16 protein-coding genes and 3 tRNA genes are annotated in these 20,425 nt (G+C 69.1%); 12 read left to right on the top strand and 7 right to left on the bottom strand.

Annotated features, from left to right (window positions below; translation table 11 throughout):
- Positions 1 to 59: 59 nt before the first annotated feature.
- Complete coding sequence (locus tag EXE46_RS09375; RefSeq protein ID WP_137688136.1) at positions 60 to 902, bottom strand: SipW-dependent-type signal peptide-containing protein; 843 nt, start codon at positions 900 to 902, stop codon at positions 60 to 62.
- A gap of 123 nt (positions 903 to 1,025) precedes the next feature.
- Positions 1,026 to 2,693 carry a VWA domain-containing protein gene (locus EXE46_RS09370; RefSeq protein ID WP_137688135.1) on the bottom strand — a complete coding sequence of 556 codons (1,668 nt, stop codon included), beginning with the start codon at positions 2,691 to 2,693 and terminating at the stop codon, positions 1,026 to 1,028.
- A 393-nt stretch (positions 2,694 to 3,086) separates the two neighbouring features.
- Here EXE46_RS09370 and EXE46_RS09365 point away from each other — a divergent pair, with 393 nt between their 5' ends.
- Positions 3,087 to 3,617, top strand: coding sequence for a hypothetical protein (locus EXE46_RS09365; protein WP_137688134.1), 531 nt, complete (start codon positions 3,087 to 3,089; stop codon positions 3,615 to 3,617).
- A gap of 75 nt (positions 3,618 to 3,692) precedes the next feature.
- Here EXE46_RS09365 and EXE46_RS09360 read toward each other — a convergent pair whose 3' ends face one another.
- Positions 3,693 to 4,586: a hypothetical protein gene (locus EXE46_RS09360; RefSeq protein ID WP_241981523.1), complete on the bottom strand. Its 894-nt coding sequence runs from the start codon at positions 4,584 to 4,586 to the stop codon at positions 3,693 to 3,695.
- A gap of 292 nt (positions 4,587 to 4,878) precedes the next feature.
- Between EXE46_RS09360 and EXE46_RS09355 the strand changes: the two genes are divergently transcribed.
- The 4 genes from EXE46_RS09355 (at position 4,879) to azf (ending at position 9,748) form a co-directional block, all read left to right on the top strand.
- Complete coding sequence (locus EXE46_RS09355) at positions 4,879 to 5,433, top strand: hypothetical protein (protein WP_137688132.1); 555 nt, start codon at positions 4,879 to 4,881, stop codon at positions 5,431 to 5,433.
- Positions 5,434 to 5,515: 82 nt separating this feature from the next.
- Positions 5,516 to 8,329: a DNA mismatch repair protein MutS gene (gene mutS / locus EXE46_RS09350; protein WP_137688131.1), complete on the top strand. Its 2,814-nt coding sequence runs from the start codon at positions 5,516 to 5,518 to the stop codon at positions 8,327 to 8,329.
- Positions 8,330 to 8,398: 69 nt separating this feature from the next.
- Positions 8,399 to 8,749 (top strand): cell division protein SepF, encoded by a 351-nt coding sequence (gene sepF / locus EXE46_RS09345; protein WP_137688130.1) that lies wholly within the window; start codon positions 8,399 to 8,401, stop codon positions 8,747 to 8,749.
- A 111-nt stretch (positions 8,750 to 8,860) separates the two neighbouring features.
- Complete coding sequence (gene azf, locus EXE46_RS09340) at positions 8,861 to 9,748, top strand: NAD-dependent glucose-6-phosphate dehydrogenase Azf (RefSeq protein ID WP_137688129.1); 888 nt, start codon at positions 8,861 to 8,863, stop codon at positions 9,746 to 9,748.
- A 54-nt stretch (positions 9,749 to 9,802) separates the two neighbouring features.
- On the opposite strand, the gene EXE46_RS09335 is transcribed toward azf, so the two are convergent.
- Positions 9,803 to 10,495: a hypothetical protein gene (locus EXE46_RS09335; protein WP_137688128.1), complete on the bottom strand. Its 693-nt coding sequence runs from the start codon at positions 10,493 to 10,495 to the stop codon at positions 9,803 to 9,805.
- A gap of 182 nt (positions 10,496 to 10,677) precedes the next feature.
- On the opposite strand from EXE46_RS09335, the gene EXE46_RS09330 reads away from it, so the two are divergent.
- Positions 10,678 to 12,513, top strand: coding sequence for a cation:proton antiporter (locus EXE46_RS09330; protein ID WP_137688144.1), 1,836 nt, complete (start codon positions 10,678 to 10,680; stop codon positions 12,511 to 12,513).
- 349 nt (positions 12,514 to 12,862) lie between these two features.
- Here the strand turns inward: EXE46_RS09330 and EXE46_RS09325 are convergent.
- Positions 12,863 to 12,935, bottom strand: a tRNA-Arg gene (locus tag EXE46_RS09325).
- Between the two features lie 247 nt (positions 12,936 to 13,182).
- Between EXE46_RS09325 and EXE46_RS09320 the strand changes: the two genes are divergently transcribed.
- The 3 genes from EXE46_RS09320 (at position 13,183) to EXE46_RS09310 (ending at position 16,233) form a co-directional block, all read left to right on the top strand.
- The gene (locus tag EXE46_RS09320) at positions 13,183 to 14,670 is read left to right on the top strand and encodes a single-stranded DNA binding protein (RefSeq protein ID WP_199234146.1); all 1,488 of its coding nucleotides are present in this window, start codon (positions 13,183 to 13,185) and stop codon (positions 14,668 to 14,670) included.
- 126 nt (positions 14,671 to 14,796) lie between these two features.
- The gene (locus tag EXE46_RS09315; RefSeq protein ID WP_137688126.1) at positions 14,797 to 15,228 is read left to right on the top strand and encodes a histone family protein; all 432 of its coding nucleotides are present in this window, start codon (positions 14,797 to 14,799) and stop codon (positions 15,226 to 15,228) included.
- Positions 15,229 to 16,233, top strand: coding sequence for a histone deacetylase (locus tag EXE46_RS09310; RefSeq protein ID WP_137688125.1), 1,005 nt, complete (start codon positions 15,229 to 15,231; stop codon positions 16,231 to 16,233).
- Between the two features lie 122 nt (positions 16,234 to 16,355).
- Here EXE46_RS09310 and EXE46_RS09305 read toward each other — a convergent pair.
- Positions 16,356 to 16,428 (bottom strand) — tRNA-Asp (locus EXE46_RS09305).
- 30 nt (positions 16,429 to 16,458) lie between these two features.
- Positions 16,459 to 16,531, bottom strand: a tRNA-Asp gene (locus tag EXE46_RS09300).
- A gap of 269 nt (positions 16,532 to 16,800) precedes the next feature.
- On the opposite strand from EXE46_RS09300, the gene EXE46_RS09295 reads away from it, so the two are divergent.
- The 3 genes from EXE46_RS09295 to rpoB are packed head-to-tail and all read left to right on the top strand — an operon-like array spanning position 16,801 to position 20,422.
- Entirely contained in the window at positions 16,801 to 17,028 is a 228-nt protein-coding gene (locus EXE46_RS09295) for a DNA-directed RNA polymerase subunit H (RefSeq protein ID WP_137688124.1), read from the top strand.
- On the top strand, positions 17,025 to 18,590 hold the full coding sequence (locus EXE46_RS09290) for a DNA-directed RNA polymerase subunit B'' (protein WP_137688123.1): 1,566 nt from the start codon (positions 17,025 to 17,027) through the stop codon (positions 18,588 to 18,590). Before EXE46_RS09295 ends, EXE46_RS09290 begins: the two co-directional genes overlap by 4 nt.
- Before the next feature lie 2 nt (positions 18,591 to 18,592).
- A complete protein-coding gene (rpoB, locus tag EXE46_RS09285; protein ID WP_137688122.1) occupies positions 18,593 to 20,422 on the top strand; it encodes a DNA-directed RNA polymerase subunit B in 1,830 nt (609 codons plus the stop codon).
- The last annotated feature ends 3 nt before the right edge of the window (positions 20,423 to 20,425 follow it).

Genomic DNA, 20,425 nt, shown 5'->3' with positions numbered 1-20,425 from the left:
GCGCCAGCGTGGGCCGATGGATTCCGGAGGCTGTCCGGACCGGTAGTTGACTGACTGTACTACGAGGGGCTGCTGTTGTTGAACGGGTTGGCGGTGCTGTTCCCGGCGTCGCCGTTGTGCCGCGCCTGCATGGCGACGAACCCGAAGTCCATCTCGAGGGCGTCGGTCTGGATCCAGTTGCCGACCTCGGTCGGGACCTCCCAGTGGATGCAGAGGCAGGGGCCGGCCTGCTCGCTCGCGTCCTCGGACGGGGGGTACGGGTCCACGTTCGCGTCCCGGATCGGATCGATCAGGAAGCCCGCCTCGAGCTCCGCGGCGAGGTCGGCAAAGGTGTAGTCCGAGGGGTTATTGAGGACCGTCTCGTCGATACAGGTGATCTCGCCGGTCTCGGAATCGACGTCGATGCCGGTCGCGTACGAGACGGTGACTTGGATGTTTTCGCTCAGCTCACCCGCTCCCGCTCCGTCGTTCGGACCGCCGATGTTCCCGCCCGTAGAATTGTCGACCGGCGCCATCTCGGGCTCGGGCTGGCCGTTCTCGTAGTCCGTGACGCCGTTCTCGCTCCCGATCCAGAGGTATCCGGGGTTGTCGACGATCTTCGGACAGAACGCCAACGTCCCGCTGTCGCCGGGCTTCACGTCGCCAACGCTGAAGTCGTAGCTCTCCGTGTTACCGTCCATCACACCCGAGGTCGCGCTCGAACCGTAGCTCCCCTGGTCGACGTAGGTGGCCCAGTCGACGATGAGGTTGAGTTCGCCCGCAGTGAGCGTGTTGTTCTCGAACGTCTCCGTGTCGTTGAAGTACGCCGTGGTGCCGAGGCCCGCGCCTGCGGAGGCGACGCCGACCGCGCCGAGTCCGACCAGCATCTTGCGCCGCGAGAGTCCGATTGTGTCGTCGTTCATGGTTGTGTATCCCTTATTGGGAACTCCCGGCGGCGGTCGCGAACCGCCGTGTCGGCCGCCCGAGGGCGCCGAACCGGGTAGACGAGCGAGGCTCGTCCGGAGGTCGTTCAGTGGGCTATTCGGCTACTCGTCGACAACCGGCGGTCCGCTCTCACAGACACCGAACGGGTTCTCGTTGTGGCGGGCCTGCTCGGCGCCGAAGCCGATATCGAACACGATCGAATCGGTCTGGATCTCGTTACCCACCTCCTCGGGGTCGATCGACCACTCGAAGCCGAAGTAGTACGTGGAGCACGCGCTGAACGGCGTCGCGTTCACGTCGGGGCAGCCGACCGTTGGTCGGGTCTCGTCCGTGTCGTCGATCCCGCCCTGGCCCGCGGCGTCCGACTCCTCGAGCGTCAAGAGCGGCTCGGCGTCGAGCAGCAGCCCGTCGGAGTCGAGGAAGTCGCTGAGCTTCCCCTCGAACAGGCAGACCTCGCCCGCCTTGTGGAGGGCGATGTGCTGGAACGCGCCGGCCACGTTGTTCGGGACGGTGCCGAAGCTGAGCTTCTCGCGCGGGCCCGCGGTGCCGTTCGCGTCGGAGGCCATGTATTCGAACAGGTCCCGTGCCGCGGTGATCTCGGACGCGTTGTTGGCGTCGACGGCCGGAATGAGGTCGTATTGGACGGTGTAGATCGTCGCGCCGTCCGCCTTGGCGTCGTCTGCGGCTGTCTCTGCCGCCTCTCTACCGCTCTGTCCGCCCGACGGAACGCCGTCGCCGAGGACGACCATACACTTACCCTCTGAATCGCCGGCCTCGAGGACGCCGTGCGCGGCTTCGATCCCCTCGGCCAACTGCGTCCCTTCGCGCTCGGAGGAATTCTCGTCGAAGTTCGGGCTGTCCGGAAGAGTCTCGAGGAAGCTGCGAGCGGCCGCGTAGTCGGTGCCTAACGACACTTCCTCCTGTGCGTCGTTACCGAACGTGACAACGGAGATGTTGATCGCATCCGATCCCGAGAGGTTCGCGTTCGCGGCCTCCAGCTGGTCCACGAGGCTGATGGCCCCGTCGACGGCGTCCTGGAGCTTCTGGGGGTTGTACTGGTCGTTCGTGTTTCGGAGCGACGGGTCAGTCTCGACCATCGAGTACGAGCGGTCGAAGACGATGACGGTGTCGTGGTCGCCCATCAGCCCCTCGAAGGCGTTGTCGCCGTCGTCGTACCAGAACTTCACGTCGATGGACTCGGCGAGCTCGCCCTCGTCTTCTCCCGTAGTCTCGTCGACCTCCGCCTCAGGTTCGGACTGACCGTTCTCCTTGTCCTCGATCAGGTCGCCGCCGACCCTGAGGTAGCCGGGATTGTCGAACAGGTGCGCGCTGAACGTCACCTCGCCGTGGTCGCCGGGCTTGACGTCGTCGAGCTCGATCAGCGGGCCCGCGAAGTCGTCCGGCAGGTCCGCGAAGTACTCGTCCTTGTACGCGTCCGTGGCCGCGCGGAGGTCGTACTCCCCGTTGTCGACGACCCAGTCCGCGAGGTACCCGCCGAAGTCCGGAATGATGTCCTGCTCGCTGTCACCGTTGGAGTCCGGGTACGCGTTGATCTGTTCGAGCCCGTTCGGGCCCGTGTACGTCTGTTGCCAGTCGAGCAGGAGGTCGAACTGCCCGGCGGTGAGCGTGTTGCCCTCGAACGTCTCGGTGTCGTTGAAGTACGCCGTGGTACCGAGTCCCGCGCCCGCGGACGCGACGCCGACCGCGCCGAGGCCGGCGAGGACCTTTCGCCGCGAGAGTCCGATCGTGTCGTTTGTGTCTTGGCTCATGCTTTCTCCCCCGACCCGCTCCCCGTCCGCGATGGGCTGACCGAATCGGTTACTCTCCCCTCCGAGCGATACCGACCTAGTTACGCGCTCCCACGTCACCGTCGAACGGCCGAATCCACGCGATAGAACGTCTCACAGAACCGGTCAACGGTCGCGTTCGATGGGCGGTCCGGTGTTCCTACTTCGGTCGGTTTCGCCGGTAAGAGGCCCGTACCGCCGCCTCAGAACGCGGCACGGAGACCGTACTCGACGGGTCGAATCCGACAGGAGTCCCGTACTTTCGCCACTCGTTCGGCGCTCTTCCCGGGTAACGTGCCCATACATATACCCCGTCTTGACGCAGTAGGGGCAGAACTCGGGCGTCGCCGGTCGCGGCCGCCCAGGGGCCACTCTATGAAACTCCGAAACGACGTGCTTCCGGCCGAACAGGTGTACGCCATCCTCGCCAACGAGCGTCGGCGGCGCGCGATCGAACAGCTCAACTCCGTCGGCGGGACGGTCTCCGTCAACGAGCTGTCGACGCTCGTCGCCCGTCACGAGACCGGGGAGAGCCCGCCGCCGAAGCGCTGCCGCGAGAGCGTGTACACGTCGCTCGTTCAGTCGCACCTGCCGAAGCTGGCGGACGCGGGCGTCATAACGTACGACCGCGACTCGCAGACCATCGAACCCTCTCGACGCGCGCGTGACGTGCGCCTGTACACGGAAATCCTCGCGCCCGGCGGCGCGACGTGGTCCGAGCTGTACCGCGCGCTCGCGGTGGGGTCGCTGCTCGTCGTGCTCGCCGCGCTCCTCGGCGTTCCGCTCGTGTCGGCCGTCGACCCCGTGCTGTGGACCAGCCTCGCGCTCGGTGCCTTCGCCGCCGCCAGCGCCGTCCAGCTGTGGGTCAACCGCTTCTCGGTGCTGCGACAGCTGCGGCGGCGGTGACCCGGCCTCGAAAACTGACTCCTTCTCTGTCGCACTCCGTCCTTCCGTCCGACTCCCGGCCCTGCCTACTCGTCCCTACTCGTCCGCGGCGGCGAGCGACTCGGGTAGCCGCAGCTCGAACAGCCGCGCGTCACAGCCCGCACAGCGCCCCGCGACGGCGTCGTAGCTGGAACAGCAGGACTCGACGACCCGCTCTTCGAGGGCCACCTCTCCGGCGCAGGCCGGGCACTCTTCGACGAACAGCCGGAGCGCGCCGAGGACGCCGCTCCGGTCCGCGAGCGGCAGGGCCGCCCAGTCGTCACGGATCGCCGTCAGTACGCGGTCGGCCGCGACGTCTGCCCGGAACGCCGGGCGGGACTCCCAGTGGCCGATCCGCTCGCCGTCGGCGTACGCGAACCCCGCGCCCCCCCGCCAGTCGATCGACAGCTCGTCGCGGTCGATCCCGGTGAGTTCTGCGAGCGCCGCGAGGTCGTCGCGCCCGACTTCGCCGGGGCCGACGGCGTCGTCACCTCCGTCGCGCTCCGCGACCGCTCCGTCCGCGACCGCCGCTCGCCACGCCGCGGCGAAGTCGGGCGCGAACGCGAAGTCGTCGCTCGCGGACGTCTCGACGAGGACGCCGGCGTCGAGCAGGTACGCCTCCGGGTCGATGCTGCCCGCCGCCCGGGCCGAGCCGCCCGTCCGGCCGGGCGCTTTGCCGAACAGCGCGAGGGCCCGTTCCGGGAGGTACCGCTTCGTGAGCTCGGGCGTGCCCGGAACGAGGTAGCCGCGAAGCCAGATCGCGGCGAGCGCGGCGCCGAACCCGACCGCGCCGAAGAGCGGTCCGCCGACCGCTCCCGCGGCCGCCGCCCCGACCGCCGCGATCCCGAGGTTGACGATCGTACAGGGGAGACAGCGGTTCTCGCCGGTGTATTCGGGCTGCCGGAGGCTGCTGACGGCGGCCGGGGCGGCCTGTCGGAGTCGGAACAGCATGGTGTCGCGTGACGCGTTCATACACATCGAAGGGCGGTGAACTGACCTATGTATGCGCCGCCTACCGCCCCGTCAGCCTGACGACCTGAATCAAATGTCACAGAAACAGTAGTATCTGGGAAAAATAAATATTCATGTGAAATTTCACTTCACAACTCCCCACAGAAACCCGTTTAAGCACTCATATGGTGCTTATCGTATGACTTCGCGCATCGCGAATAGGCAAAAGTATGTTAACCGAAACTGATATAAATGATCGCGACATCCTGCTACGCAGCTAAATGAATGACCTATGACACCACAACTCATCGGATCGGAGGGCTCGCCCGCAGCCGACGAGGCCGGCCCCTCGCGCGACGAGGTTTTCACCGCGCTGAGTAACGAGCGGCGGCGGAACGTCATCAAGTATCTAAAAAAGAATGGCTCGGAAGCGCGCGTCCGCGACATCGCCGAGCAGCTGGCGGCGTGGGAGAACGGCGTCGAGATGCCCGCGGTAACGTACAAGCAACGCAAACGAGTGTACACGGCGCTTCACCAGTCACACCTCCCGAAGCTGGCCGCGAGCGGGTTCATCGACTACGAGTCCGACCGGGGGCTGGTGTCGCTCACCGAGGAGAGCAGGCAGTTGGAGATGTACTTGGAGGTCGTCTCGGACAACGAGATCCTCTGGAGCGAGTACTACGTCGGGCTCGCGGTCGTGTGCGGGCTGCTGGCGGCGGCGGCGTGGGCGGGGACCGTCCCGTTCGCCGGCGTCTCGGGGTACGCGTACGCGGTTCTCTTCGCCCTCGTGTTCGGCGCGTCCGGACTGTTCCACCGCGCGTCGACGAAGCGGAACCGGTTGGGGTGACTGCGCGCGGACGCGGGGATTCGAGGCTCGACCGCGCGGACACCCGCAGGGTTTTACCCTCACACGGCGGGAGTACGGACATATGGCAACGGGGATCGTCGGGGAGTTCCTCGATCTCAAGGCGGAGACCGACGCGGACGTCCTCGCGATGCAGTGCGGCGACTTCTACGAGTTCTTCGCGGACGACGCCGAGCTGGTCGCCGACGAGCTCGACCTCACCGTGTCACAGAAGTCCTCGCACGGCTCGTCGTACCCGATGGCGGGCGTACCGCTCTCGGAGCTGACGCCGTACGTGAACGCCTTGGTCGAGCGGGGCTACCGCGTCGCGGTCGCCGACCAGTACGAGACGGAGGGCGGCGACCACGCCCGCGAGATCGTCCGGATCGTCACGCCCGGGACCGTCCTCGAAACGAGCGACGACGACGCGCGCTACCTCGCGGCCGTGGTGCGGGACGACGAGACCGACCCCGCCGCCGACGGCCCCTACGGCCTCGCGTTCGCCGACGTGACCACGGGCCGGTTCCTCGCCACGACGGTCGACGACGGCGGCGAGCTGCGCGCCGAGCTGTACCGCTTCGACCCCGCCGAGGTGCTGCCCGGGCCGCGGGTGCGCAACGACGACGAGCTGCTCGGGGCGGTGCGCGAGGACCTCTCCGGGCGCGTGACCGCGTTCGACGCGGAGGCGTTCGCGCCCGGGCGCGCCGGGCACGCGGTCCGCGAGCAGTTCGGCCGCGAGACGGCCGACAGCGTCGGGCTCGACTCGACGCTCGCGGTCCGCGCCGCGGGCGCGGTCCTCTCGTACGTCGAGGAGACGGGCGCCGGCGTGCTGGCCTCGATGACCCGTCTCACCACCTACGGCGCCGACGACCGGGTCGATGTCGACGCGACCACCCAGCGCAACCTCGAGATCACGGAGACGATGCGGGGCGACGCCGACGGCTCGCTGTTCGACACGGTCGACCACACCGTCACGGCCGCCGGCGGGCGGCTGCTCCGCGAGTGGCTCACCCGCCCGCGCCGCGACCGCGAGTCGCTCGCGGCCCGGCTCGACGCGGTCGAGGCGTTGGCGTCCGCGGCGCTCGCGCGCGACCGGCTCCGCGAGGTGCTCGGCGACGCGTACGACCTCGAACGGCTCGCCGCGCGGACGACGAGCGGGAGTGCGGGCGCGCGCGAACTGCTCTCGGTCCGCGACACGCTCGCGCTGCTGCCGGACCTCGCGGACGCGGTGGCGGGGACCGCGCTCGCCGACTCGCCCGCGGCCGCCGCCCTCGACGCGGTCGACCGCGACGCCGCGGCCGCGCTTCGCGAGGAGCTCGCCGAGGCGCTCGCCGAGGACCCGCCGAAGGCGAAGACGGGCGGCGGGCTGCTCACGCGGGGGTACGACGACGAGCTCGACGAGCTGATCGAGCGCCACGAGTCGGCGAAGTCGTGGCTCGACGGGCTTGCCGAACGCGAGAAGCGCGAGCACGGACTCAGCCACGTCACCGTCGACCGCAACAAGACGGACGGCTACTACATTCAGGTCGGGAAGTCGGTGGCGGATCAGGTGCCGGAGCACTACCGCGAGATCAAGACGCTGAAGAACTCGAAGCGGTTCGTCACCGACGAGCTCGCGGAGAAGGAGCGGGAGATCCTCCGGTTGGAGGAGGCCCGCGGCGAACTGGAGTACGAGCTGTTCGAGGAGCTGCGCGAGCGCGTCGCCGAGCGTGCCGAGCTGCTTCAGGACGCGGGGCGCGCGCTCGCCGAGCTCGACGCGCTCGCGTCGCTCGCGACCCACGCGGCCCGTCGGGACTGGACGCGCCCGGAGCTGACCGACGAGCGCCGGCTCGACGTCGAGGCCGGGCGTCACCCCGTCGTCGAGGGCACCACGGACTTCGTCCCGAACGACCTGCGGCTCGACGCGGAGCGCGGCTTCCTCATCGTCACCGGCCCGAACATGAGCGGGAAGTCGACGTACATGCGGCAGGCCGCGCTGATCCAACTGCTCGCGCAGGCCGGCTCGTTCGTTCCCGCCCGCGCCGCCGAGGTCGGGCTCGTCGACGGCATCTACACCCGGGTCGGGGCGCTCGACGAGCTGGCGCAGGGGCGGTCGACGTTCATGGTCGAGATGCAGGAGCTGTCGAACATCCTCCACTCGGCGACCGAGGACTCGCTCGTCATCCTCGACGAGGTCGGCCGCGGCACCGCCACCTACGACGGGATCTCGATCGCGTGGGCCGCCACGGAGTACCTCCACAACGAGGTCCGCGCGCGCACCCTCTTCGCCACGCACTACCACGAGCTGACGACGCTCGCGGACCACCTCCCGCGCGTGGAGAACGTCCACGTCGCCGTCGACGAGCGCGACGGCGAGGTGACGTTCCTCCGCACCGTCCGCGACGGCCCGACGAACCGCTCGTACGGGGTCCACGTCGCCGATCTCGCGGGCGTCCCCGACCCCGTCGTCTCCCGGGCGGACGAGGTCTTAGACCGGCTCCGCGAGGAGAAGGCCATCGAGGCCCGCGGCTCGCGGACCGGGACGAACGGGGGCGGTGCAGCTCCCGGCGACGGCGGAGCCGGCGACGGAAACGGCACGCAACAGGTCGTCTTCGACCTCTCGTCCGGGTCGTTCTCGGGGGACGACGCCGACGCGTCGACGGCTGAGGAGGCGTCGGCGGACGAGGCGACAGCGACGGACGGGGCGACGACCGCCTCGGCCTCGGAAGCGGGTAGAAACGGAGCGGGCGCTCGCGCGGCGTCGTCCGACGCCGACGAGGCCGCGGGGGCCGCAGCGGGCGACCGGCTCGACCCCGACACCCGCGCCGTGCTTGAGGAGCTGAGCGACGTCGACGTCGCGGCGACCCCCCCGGTGGAGCTGCTCTCGCGGGTCCAGGAGTGGCAAGAGCGGCTCGACTGACCGCTTGCGGGGCGGACGGCCGGTGCGTCTGACGTAAGAACTAATGTCCGACCTCGTCGTGTGGTGTGTATGGGCATCATGAGCAAGATCCTCGGCGGGGGTGGGAGCCGCTCCGTCGACGACTACGTCGAACTCGACGCGGACGACTTCGCCGACGCGCACGCGGAGACGGGGACGCAGGTACACTTCGCCGAGATCGCCGACCAGAGCGACGTCATCCCGATCAAAGACGCCGTGTACGACGGCGACTTCGTCATCGCCGACATCACCCGCCACTCCACGTCGGACCGGACGATAGAACACGTCTACGACGAACTCCGGCAGGTGGTCCAGGAGGTCGACGGCGACATCGTCCAGAAGGGCGACGACCAGATCATCGTCACCCCTACCGGCGTGAAGGTCTCTCGGCAGAAGCTGTAGGCGTCTGGTCTCGAAGTTTCCCTTCCCAGTTTCGTCCCTTTCGCGGCCCGCGTTCGGCCCTACCGGCCGAACCGTGTCATATATGCCGTCCTCCCGCCCACATAGAGTCGAATGGACGAGCCGGTCCTCTTGACGGGCGCCGGCGGACGGGTGGGACAGGCCATCCTCCGCGGTATCGGCGACGAGTACGACTGGCGGCTCCTCGACCGAGAGCCCCTTCCGGCCGCAAAGGTGCCCGACGGGGTCACCGACGCCGACCGGTACGTCGCCGACATCACCGACGAGCGCGCCGTCCGCGAGGCGGTCGCCGACGTCGGCGCCGTGATCCACCTCGCCGGCGACCCCCGGAAGACGGCGCCGTGGGACTCCGTCCTCCGGAACAACATCGACGGGACGCAGGTCGTGATGCGTGCGGCCGCCGAAGTCGGCGTCGAGAAGTTCGCGTTCGCCTCCTCGAACCACGCCGTCGGCGGCTACGAGACCGACGAGCGCACCCCAGATCTCTACCGCCCCGAGGACGACTACCGGCTCGACGGCAACGAACTCCCCCGCCCCGGCAACCTTTACGGCGTCTCGAAGGCCGCGGGCGAGTCGCTCGGCCGCTTCTACCACGACGAGTTCGACATGAGCGTCGTCTGCGTGCGCATCGGCAACCTCACCAAGGACCACCCGCCTCGCGAGTACGAGCGCGGGCAGGCGATGTGGCTCTCGCACCGCGACTGCGCGCACCTGTTCGACCGCTGTCTCCGAGCCGACTACGGCTACGAGATCGTGTACGGCATCTCGAACAACGACCGCCGCTACTACTCGATCGAGCGCGCCCGCGAGGCGCTCGGCTACGACCCCGCCGACAACTCCGCCGACTACACCTTCGAGGGAGAACCCAAACCCGACCGCGACGCCGAGGCAGGGGGGGATCACTACGCCCCCGAGGCGGACGCCGATCACCCCGAGATGCCCGCCGAACCCAACTTCCCCGCCGACCACGACGACGCCTGATCGGTCCGGCGAGCGGTCGGTCGCTCCTCGGCGCCGTCGCCCTTCGGCGTCCGATTAGAACAGGCCGTCGACGTCGCGCCGCTTCCGTTGCTCGCGATCGACGCGATCGCTCAGCCGCGCGGCTATCTGCGGCCGCGCGTCCGGCGTCCGGAGGTACGCGAACAGCAGCTCGGCGAACTCGGTCCGGCCGGTCCCGCGCTCCTCGCGGGCGAGGTCGGCCGCGGCGGCGAGCGCCCCCGGGTCGCCCGGCTCGCCCGCTCTCGCGAGCGCCGGTGCCGCGATCCCGACCGCGGCGAGCGACAGCCCGTCGAACGTCGGCGGCTCGCCGTCGACGCGGATCTGCGGCGGGCTCGTCGGATCCGCCCCCTCGGGGGCCGCGGCGAGCCGCTCGGCCCACTCCCTGACCGGGGCCAGCGCGACGCCTCCCGAGTCGGGAGCGCCCGCCAGCGCGGCGACGGCGTCGTCCGCGCGCTCCGCGGCACCGGACCGGTCGCCGTCGCGGTCGCGATGCGCCGCCGCCGCGGCCGCGGCCAGCCCCCGGCGCAGTCGCTCGACGTCGTCGCGTCCGTCGCGTTCGTCGGTCTCGTCGGTCTCGTCGCCGTCCGCCGGTCGCCGTCCTCCCTCCCAGACGTCGCGGGCCGCGGGGAACGCCCCCTCGTTGAACAGCGCGGCGCCGGCGGTGAGCGCGACTGGGGCGCCCGCCGCGTCGCGAGCGTCTCGGTCCTGACCGGTCTCGCGGTCGGTCACGCCTCTCGGTCCGCGACGCCGACTGATAAATGGCGAGTTCCGCGACTCGCGAGACGGGGGTCGGCCGACGACGCGGGTGAGCGGTCGGGAGCGAATCGCTCCGGCCGCCCTCCCCGACCACCAGTACACTAAGGGAGGCGGGCCGCGTACCTCCGCTCGACGTGTCCAGCAGCCTGCTGCCGGTGATCGCCGCGATACTCGTGTCGGGGCTCGCGGTCCAGCTGCTCGCTCACCGGTTCCGGGTGCCGAGCGTCATCTTCTACCTCGCGATCGGGGTTGTGTTGGGGCCCGAACTGCTGGGGCTGGTCACGCTGGAGACGTTCGGCGACGGACTGGAGATCATCGTCGGGCTCAGCGTCGCGATCATCGTCTTCGAGGGGGCGTTCGCGCTCCGCCTCGACCGGATCCGGCGCGCGTCGACGGCCTCGCTCCGGCTCGTGACCGTCAGCGCGGTCGTGATGTTCCTCGGCACCGCCGCGGCGGTCCGGGCGTTCACGGACGGCACGTGGGAGATCGCGCTGCTGGTCGGCGCGCTGCTAGTGGCGACCGGCCCGACGGTCATCACGCCGATCCTCGACGTGGTCCGGGTGCGGGACCACGTCGCGACCGCGCTGGAGACGGAGGGGATCGTCAACGACGTGACGGCCGCGATCGTCGCGGTCGTGATCTTCGAGACGCTGCTGCTCGACGACCTCGGCGTCCCCGCGACGGTGGTCTCGTTCCTCCAGCGGTTCGGCGTCGGCGTCGCGGCGGGGCTGCTCGCCACCGTCACCATCTACTTCGTTCTGGACAGCGACCTCGTCCCCGAACGCGACGTTCAGGCGTCGCAGTTCCTCGTGCTCGCGGCCGCGATCGGGTCGTTCGCCGCCGCGGAGGCCGTCGCCGCGGAGGCCGGAATCGCGGCGGCCGCGACGAGCGGCATCCTCCTCGGGAACCTCGGGCTCGACAACCGCGAGGAGATCGAGCGGTTCGCGCAGAACACCACCACGATCGTCCTATCCTTCGTGTTCATCTCGCTGGCCGCGCTGATCGACGTCGAGGCGATCGCCGGGCTCGGCCTCGGCGTGATCGGGATCGTCGCCGTCGTCATGCTCGTCCTCCGGCCGCTGGGGGCGTTCCTCGCGACCGTCGGCGTCGAGCGGTTCACGCGCCCCGAGCGGCTGTTCATCGCGAGCGTCGGGCCGCGGGGGATCATCCCGGCGAGCGTGGCGACGCTGTTCGCCATCGAACTGGAGCTGGCGGGCAGCGTCGCGGCCGGCGAGCTGCTCGTCGGTACGGTGTTCGCGGTCATCTTCGCGACGGTCCTCGTCGAGGCGGGGCTCGCGCGGCAGATCGGAGAGTACCTCGGAGTGTCACCAATGCGCACGATAATCATCGGCGGGGGCCGGATCGGTCAGGCGCTCGCCACGCGACTGGAGAACAGGGGCGAGTACGTCGTGGTCGTCGAGTCGGACCCGGAGGTGGTCGAGCGCGCGCGCTCGGACGGGTTCACCGTCTACGAGGGCGACGGCAGCGACACGGAGACGCTTCGCGAGGCCCGCATCGACGACGCGAAGCGATTCATCACGACGACGGCCGACGACGACATCAACCTTCTCGCGTGCCAGCTCGCTATCACCAAGTTCGACGTCGAGTCGGTGTACTCGCGGGTGAACGATCCGGACAACGTCGACGCCTTCGACAGCATCGGCGTCACCGGCATCGACGCCACGACGGCGACCGCGGTCGCCATCGACGACGAGATCGAGCGGCCCGCGCTCACCCACTGGATGAACGAACTCGGCGACAGCCACGACGTTCAGGAGATCGAGGTGACCTCGGCGGCGGTCGCGGGCAAGACCATCCGCGACCTCAACGCGCAGATCCCCGACGGCACCTTCGTCGCCGTCGTGAGCCGCGACGGGGAGAACCACGTCCCCTCGGCGGACAGCGTCCTCGAAATCGGCGACCGCGTGACGTTCATCGGCGACACCGACGCGGTCCGTCGCGCGATGGAGCGCTTCCACCCGCACGACTAAACAGTTGCTTGCGGGTCGACGGCGAACAGCGTCAAAGCCCCAGCCGGGCGGCGGGCGCACGCTCGCTGCGCTCCTCGGTCGCTCCACTCCCTGCGGTGCTTGCGTCACCTGCGCCCGCCGCCCGGCTGCCCCTTTGAGTCCCGCCCCGCACAGCACCGCAACCGCACCTCACGCCTCCCCAGCCTCGTCGGCGGCTCCCGTCGGTCGCCGCCGACTCCCTCGCGCGTGCTGCTCGGCCGCGGGGCGGCCTCGCAGGCACGCGCCACCGCCTCCGAGTCATAACGGACTGAGTGTGTCGCGCATGACCCACGCACGGCTCGCTACGCTCGCCGTTTGGTGTGTCCGAAAACGTCCTGACGGAGATTTGAACTCCGGTCCCTGGCTCCGCAAGCCAAGAGGATAGTCCACTACCCTACCAGGACTCATCTCCACGTACCGCGGTTGAACTTAAGACGGTTACGGTCCGCGGGCCGCGTGCCCCCGGTCCGCACGCACCCCGGCGCGGGATGAACACCTTTTGTACCGACGGGACCCATGAGCCTCTATGAGACGCCTTCGAGCCGCGACCGCGACCCGGATCGGTCGCCGCGACGACCGATCGGGTCCCGGCGCGAACCCCGGGCAACGGCAACGCTTATGCGCGACCTCGCCGACCACGGAGGGACGAGTATGGGAGCCATAGAGGAGGTGTACGAGGACCTCGACACCGACGTCGAGTTCGAGGAGTTCGAGGCCGCCGTCGAGGACAAGGTCGAGCAGATGGGCGGGCTCGCCGACGAGGAGACCGCCGCGATGCTCATCGCGCACGAGCTGCGCGACGAGGAGGCCGACACCATCGCCGACATCGAGCCGGGGATGAACGAGGTGAAGTTCCTCGGGAAGGTGACCGCCATCGGCGAAATCCGGACCTTCGAGCGCGACGACGAAGCGGCCGAGGAGGGCCGCGTCTGTAACGTCGACGTCGCCGACGCCTCCGGCTCTGTCCGAGTCGCGCTGTGGGACGACATGGCCGCGGCCGCGGAGGAGGAGCTCGAAGTCGGACAGGTCCTCAGGGTGATGGGCCGACCCAAGGAGGGGTACAGCGGTCTCGAAGTGAGCGCCGACAAGGTCGAACCCGACGAGGACGCCGAGGTCGACGTCCAGGTGCTCGACACGTACCAGGTCGAGGACCTCACGCTCGGCGCGTCCGACGTCGACCTCGTCGGCCAGGTGCTCGACACCGACTCGATCCGCACGTTCGACCGCGACGACGGCAGCGAGGGTCGCGTGGCCAACCTCACCGTCGGCGACGAGACGGGGCGCGTCCGCGTCACGCTCTGGGACGGGAAGGCCGACCTCGCCGAGGAGTTCGACGCGGGCGAGGTCGTGGAGGTCGGCGACGGCTACGTCCGCGAGCGCGACGGCGACTTGGAGCTCCACGTCGGCGACCGCGGCACGGTCGAGCGCGTCGACGAGGATGTCGAGTACGTGCCGGAAACGACCGACGTCGCCGACCTCGAGATCGGGCAGACGGTCGACGTCTCCGGCGGCGTCATCGAGACCGACCCGAAGCGGACGTTCGACCGCGACGACGGCAGCGAGGGACAGGTCCGCAACGTTCGGATCAAAGACGAGACGGGCGAGATCCGCGTCGCGCTGTGGGGCGACAAGGCCGACCGCGAGATCGAGCTGGCCGACCGGGTCGTCTTCACCGACGTCGAGATCCAGGACGGCTGGCAGGACGACCTGGAGGCGTCCGCGAACTGGCGCTCGACCGTCACCGTCCTCGACGAGGGGAGCGACGCGGCGACCGGCGTCGCGGACGGTGCGGCCGGGGCCGCCGCCGAGAGCGACGACCGCGGCGCCGACGAGACGGGCCTCGGCGCCTTCGCCGAAGACGGACAGAAGGCGGCCGCCGAGGCCGTCGCGGGGGAGTCCGGCGGCGACGACGGCAGCGCCGCGAGCGCCGAGGGCGGCGCGGCGGCCGCGACGGCGGAGCGGTCGAGCGAGGACGTCGAGTTCACCGGCACGGTCGTCCAGACCGGCGATCCGGTCGTCCTCGACGACGGTCAGCAGACGAAGGCGGTCGACACCGACGCGAGCCTCCGGCTCGGCGAGGAGATCACGGTCCGGGGGCCGGAGCGCGACGGCACCATCGACGCGGACGACGTCTTCTGACGCGGTCGGCCGCCGCGGTCGCCCCCTCTTCTCCGCCGGTCCGATTCCGGCTCCGGGTCCGTTCCGACACCGGCGGCGATGCGGCTAACGGAAAGCGTTATACGATACACGGACGCGACTGTGTGTATGAGTGTCGAGTTGCCGTTCGCGCCGGTCGACGGGATCATCCGGCGGAACGCGGGGGAGCTCCGGGTCAGCGCGGACGCCGCCGAGGAGCTCGCCCGACGGATCCAATCGCACGGCGCGGAACTGGCCGTCGACGCGGCCGAGCGAGCGACCACGGACGGCCGGAAGACGCTGATGGCGGCGGACTTCGGCGTCGAGCAGGTCGTCAGTCGGGAGGACCTCGCCCTGCCGGTCGCGCCGATCGACCGGATCGCTCGGCTCCGGATCGACGACCGGTATCGCGTCGGCGTCGACGCGCGGGTCGCGCTGGCCGACATCTTGGAGGACTACGCGGACAACGTCGCGAGCGCGGCCGCGACGCTGGCCCGACACGCGGACCGACGAACGGTACAGGCCGAGGACATCGAGACGTACTTCGCGTTGTTCGAGTAGATGCGGTTCGGCTACAGCGAGCGGTGTCTCGACCACGACACCGGCGAACGACATCCGGAGAACCCGGATCGGCTCCGCGCGATCCGCCGCGGCCTCGCGAAGCGGCACGGCGTCGAGTACGTCGAGGCGGACCCCGCGGAGAAAACGGCGGTCACGGCGGTCCACGACGCAGACTACGTCGACGAGCTGGAGTCGTTCGTGGCGGACGGCGGCGGCAGCTGGGACCCCGACACCGTCGCCAGCGACGGGACGTGGGACGCGGCGCTCACCTCGGCCGGGCTCGCCCAGTGGGCGGCTCGCGAGGCGCTCGGCGGGTCGACCGCGAGGCGGACGCCGTTCGCGATCGGCCGCCCGCCGGGCCACCACGCGGTCACCGACGACGCGATGGGGTTCTGCTTTTTCAACAACGCCGCCGTCGCGGCCCAGACCGCGCTCGACGACGACCTCGCGGACCGGGTCGCGGTCTTCGACTGGGACGTCCACCACGGCAACGGCACGCAGGACATCTTCTACGACCGCGGCGACGTCCTCTACGCGTCGATCCACGAGGACGGCCTCTACCCGGACACGGGGGATCTCGACGAGACCGGCGAGGCGGACGGCGAGGGAACGACGGTGAACCTCCCGCTGGCGGCGGGCGCCGGCGACGCCGACTACCTGTACGCCGTCGACGAGGGGATCGCGCCCGCGGTCGAGCGGTTCGACCCAGACTTGGTGATCGTCTCGGCGGGGTTCGACGCGCACCGCCACGACCCCATCTCGCGGATGCGCGTCTCTTCCGAGGGGTACGCGCTGCTGACCGACCGGATTCGAACGCTCGGCGACGACGCCGACGCCGCCACCGCGTACGTGCTGGAGGGCGGCTACGGCCTCGACACGCTCGCCGAAGGCGTCTCGATGGTCCACGAGACGTACGACGGTCGGACTCCCGTCGATACCGAAGAGGAACCGGACGCGAAGACCGAGACGCTCGTCGACGACCTCCGAGCGGAACTGGGCCTGTAGCTCGGGAGACGAGCCGCTGTCGGACTCGCTCGTCCTCAGATTCAAACCCCTCAGGCACGGTTTTGTTCCGACCGGACTCGCGGTTCGCGGTGCTCACCGCTCGTCGGTTAATCGGAACGAAACGCCCGGAGCGGGATTTGAACCCGCGTCACGACCGTGACAGGGTCGTATGATGGGCCACTACACCATCCGGGCAAACAAGCGACAGCGTCCCGAAACCGGGGACGCCCGGAGCGGGATTTGAACCCGCGTCACGACCGTGACAGGGTCGTATGATGGGCCACTACACCATCCGGGCTTGTCGCATCAGTTCGTATCCCTGTCTGGCAAATAAGGCTTGTCATCCCTGACGGGGGTGCGGGTCGGTGACAGGGAATCGGGCCCCGAGCCGCGACGCCGGACGGCAGTCGCGGCCGATATCCTTTTGTGTCGACCTCGCGTGTGTGGGAGTGTCGAACGCCCCGCGACCCGTGAGCCGCGCGCGGCGGCGCTTGGTAAGTCTTATGACGCTGGCGTATGTACATATCTGTAGTATCTCGTGATAGCTTCTCCCCACCACCAGCACCCATGGTAGACGTAAGCCAACACGAACTCGTCCCGGACCACGTCCTCCTCGACCCCGAGGAGATCGAGGCGGTCCTGGCGGAGTACGACGTGAAGAGAACGAACTTACCGAAGATCAAACGCACGGATCCCGCGCTCCCCGACGAGGCCGAGGTCGGAGACGTGGTGAAGATCGTCCGCGACTCCCGCACGACCGACGAGGCGGTCGTGTACCGACTGGTCGTCTCATGAACAGGCAAGACCGACGCGTGGTTTCACGCGAATACTTCTCCGACGAACGGCTCGCCGAACATCACTTCCGCTCGTTCAACAACTTCCTGGACCGCGGCATGCAGGAGGTCGTCGACGAGAAGGAGACGATCGAGACGGACATCGGCGACAAGGAGGGCCAAGAGCCGGTGTACGTCGAGCTCGGCGACGTGCGGATGGTCACGCCGCGCGTCCGCGAGGCCGACGGCTCCGAGGAGCTGCTCTACCCCCAAGAGGCCCGTCTCCGCAACATCACCTACTCGGCGCCCGTGTTCATGGAGATGTCCATCGTGCGCGGCGGCGAGGACGAACCCGAGCAGGTCGTCGACACGACCGAGACGAAGGTCGGCCGGATGCCGATCATGGTCGGCTCCGACAAGTGTAACATGGCGGGCTTCTCCGACGAGGAGCTCATCGACATCGGCGAGGACCCCGTCGACCCCGGCGGCTACTTCATCGTCAACGGCTCCGAGCGCGTGCTGATGACTTCCGAGGACCTGGCGCCGAACAAGATCCTCGCGGAGTACGACTCGAAGTACGGCGACGAGATTCAGGTCGCCAAGACGTTCTCCCAGCGCCGCGGGTACCGCGCCTTAGTCCTCTGCGAGCGCAACCGCGAGGGACTGCTCGAAGTGTCGTTCCCGTCCGTCTCGGGCTCGATCGACTTCGTGACGCTCGTCCGAGCGCTCGGGCTCGAATCCGACGAGGAGATCGTCCACCGCGTCTCCGACGACCCCGAGATCGTGAAGTTCATGCTGGAGAACTTGGAGGAGGCCGACGTCCAGACGACCGAGGGCGCCATCGAGACGCTCGGTGAGCGCGTCGCCTCCGGGCAGGGGAAGAACTACCAGCTCAAGCGGGCGAACTACGTCATCGACCGCTACCTCCTCCCGCACCTCCACGAGGAGGGCGTCGACGAGGAGGACGTCCGCATCAACAAGGCGTACTACCTCTGCCGGATGGCCGAGGCGTGCTTCGAGCTCGCCTTGGAACGCCGCGAGGCCGACGACAAGGACCACTACGCGAACAAGCGCCTGAAGGTCTCCGGCGACCTCATGCGCGACCTGTTCCGCACCGCCCTGAACAAGCTGGCGCGCGACGTGAAGTACCAGCTCGAACGCGCGAACATGCGGAACCGGCAGCTCACGGTGAACACCGTGGTCCGCTCCGACGTGCTGACCGAACGGCTCGAACACCCCATCGCGACCGGGAACTGGGTCGGCGGGCGCTCGGGCGTCTCGCAGCTCGTCGACCGCACCGACTACATGGGCGTGCTCTCGCACCTGCGTCGCCTGCGCTCGCCGCTGTCGCGGTCGCAGCCGCACTTCGAGGCGCGGGACCTTCACGCGACCCAGTGGGGTCGCATCTGCCCCTCCGAGACGCCGGAGGGACCGAACTGCGGACTCGTGAAGAACTTCGCGCAGGCGATGGAGCTCTCACAGACGGTCGAGGACGAACAGGGGCTGAAACGAGAACTGGCGTCGATGGGTGTCGAGGGGATCCCCGGCATCGAGGGCGTCGAACGACAGACGGCGGACGACTGATCATGGCACAAGCAGAACGCGAAGCGAAGGTGTACGTCAACGGGAGCCTCGTGGGCACCCACGAGAACCCGGACGAGCTCGCCGAACAGATCCGCGAGGCGCGCCGCCGCGGCGACGTCTCGGAGATGGTGAACGTCTCGGTGAAAGACCGGACCCGCGAGGTCATCGTCAACGCCGACGCGGGGCGGGCGCGGCGCCCGCTCATCGTCGTCGAGAACGGTGAACCGCTGCTGGGCGACGAGGAGATCGAGGCCCTCGAACGCGGCGACGTCGAGTTCGAGGACCTCGTCGAGCGCGGCTACGTCGAGTTCATCGACGCCGAGGAGGAGGAGGACATCCTCGTCGCCGTCGACGAGGAGGACGTGTCCGACGACCACACGCACCTCGAGATCGACCCGCAGCTCGTCTTCGGTATCGGTGCGGGGATGATCCCGTATCCCGAACACAACGCCTCTCCCCGCATTACGATGGGCGCGGGGATGATGAAGCAGTCGCTCGGGCTCCCCTCGGCGAACTACCGGATCCGGCCGGACACGCGTCAGCACCTCCTCCACTACCCGCAGCTGGCGATGGTGAAGACGCAGACCTCCGACCAGATCAGCTTCGACGAGCGGCCGGCGGCGCAGAACTTCGTCGTCGCAGTGATGTCCTACGAGGGGTTCAACATCGAGGACGCGCTGGTGATGAACCAGGGCTCCGTCGACCGCGCGCTCACCCGCTCGCACTTCTTCCGGACCTACGAGGGCGAGGAGCGCCGCTACCCCGGCGGTCAGGAGGACCGCTTCGAGATCCCGGACCAGGACGTGCGCGGCGCCCGCGGCGAGGACGCGTACACCCACCTCGACGAGGACGGCCTCGTCAACCCCGAGACGAAGGTCGACGAGTCGTCGGTCCTGCTCGGGAAGACCAGTCCGCCGCGCTTCCTCGAAGAGCCGGACGACATGGGCGGGCTCTCCCCGCAGAAGCGCCGTGAAACGAGTGTGACGATGCGCTCGGGCGAGTCGGGCGTCGTCGACACCGTGACGCTGATGGAGGGCGAGGACGGCTCGAAGCTCTCGAAGGTGAAGGTGCGCGACCAGCGCGTCCCGGAACTGGGCGACAAGTTCGCGTCCCGACACGGACAGAAGGGCGTCGTGGGCCACCTCGCGCCTCAGGAAGACATGCCGTTCACCGAGGAGGGGGTCGTCCCCGACCTCGTGATGAACCCGCACGCGCTGCCGTCGCGGATGACGGTCGGCCACGTGCTCGAGATGCTCGGCGGCAAGGTCGGCTCGCTGCGCGGCTCGCGGGTCGACGGGACGCCGTTCCAAGGCGAAGACGAGGAGGAGCTTCGCGGCGGGTTAGAGGAACACGGGTTCAAGTCCTCCGGCAAGGAGGTCATGTACTCCGGCGTCACCGGCGAGAAGATCGACGCCGAGATCTTCGTCGGGACGATCTTCTACCACAAGCTGTACCACATGGTGTCGAACAAGCTCCACGCCCGCTCGCGCGGGCCGGTCCAGGTGCTCACGCGCCAGCCGACCGAGGGGCGCGCCCGCGAGGGCGGGCTGCGCGTCGGGGAGATGGAGCGCGACACGATCATCGGCCACGGCGCGTCGATGGTGCTCAACGAGCGGCTGCTGGAGTCCTCCGACGCCGAGACGGTCCACGTCTCCGCGGAGACGGGGCTCGTCGCCGTCGAGGACCGCGAGCAGCGCCGCGTGTACGACCCGGTCACGGGCGACGAGGACGACATCCACGAGCTGGAGGTCAGCTACGCGTTCAAGCTGCTGCTCGACGAGATGATCGCCCTCGGCATCCGACCGAAACTCGAACTGGAGGACGCGATTTAGATG

The organism is Halorubrum sp. GN11_10-6_MGM, from assembly GCF_005435165.1.
Taxonomy (GTDB): Archaea; Halobacteriota; Halobacteria; order Halobacteriales; family Haloferacaceae; genus Halorubrum.
Note: the sequence above shows the minus strand (reverse complement) of the source record. Positions and strands in the feature narration are given on the sequence as shown.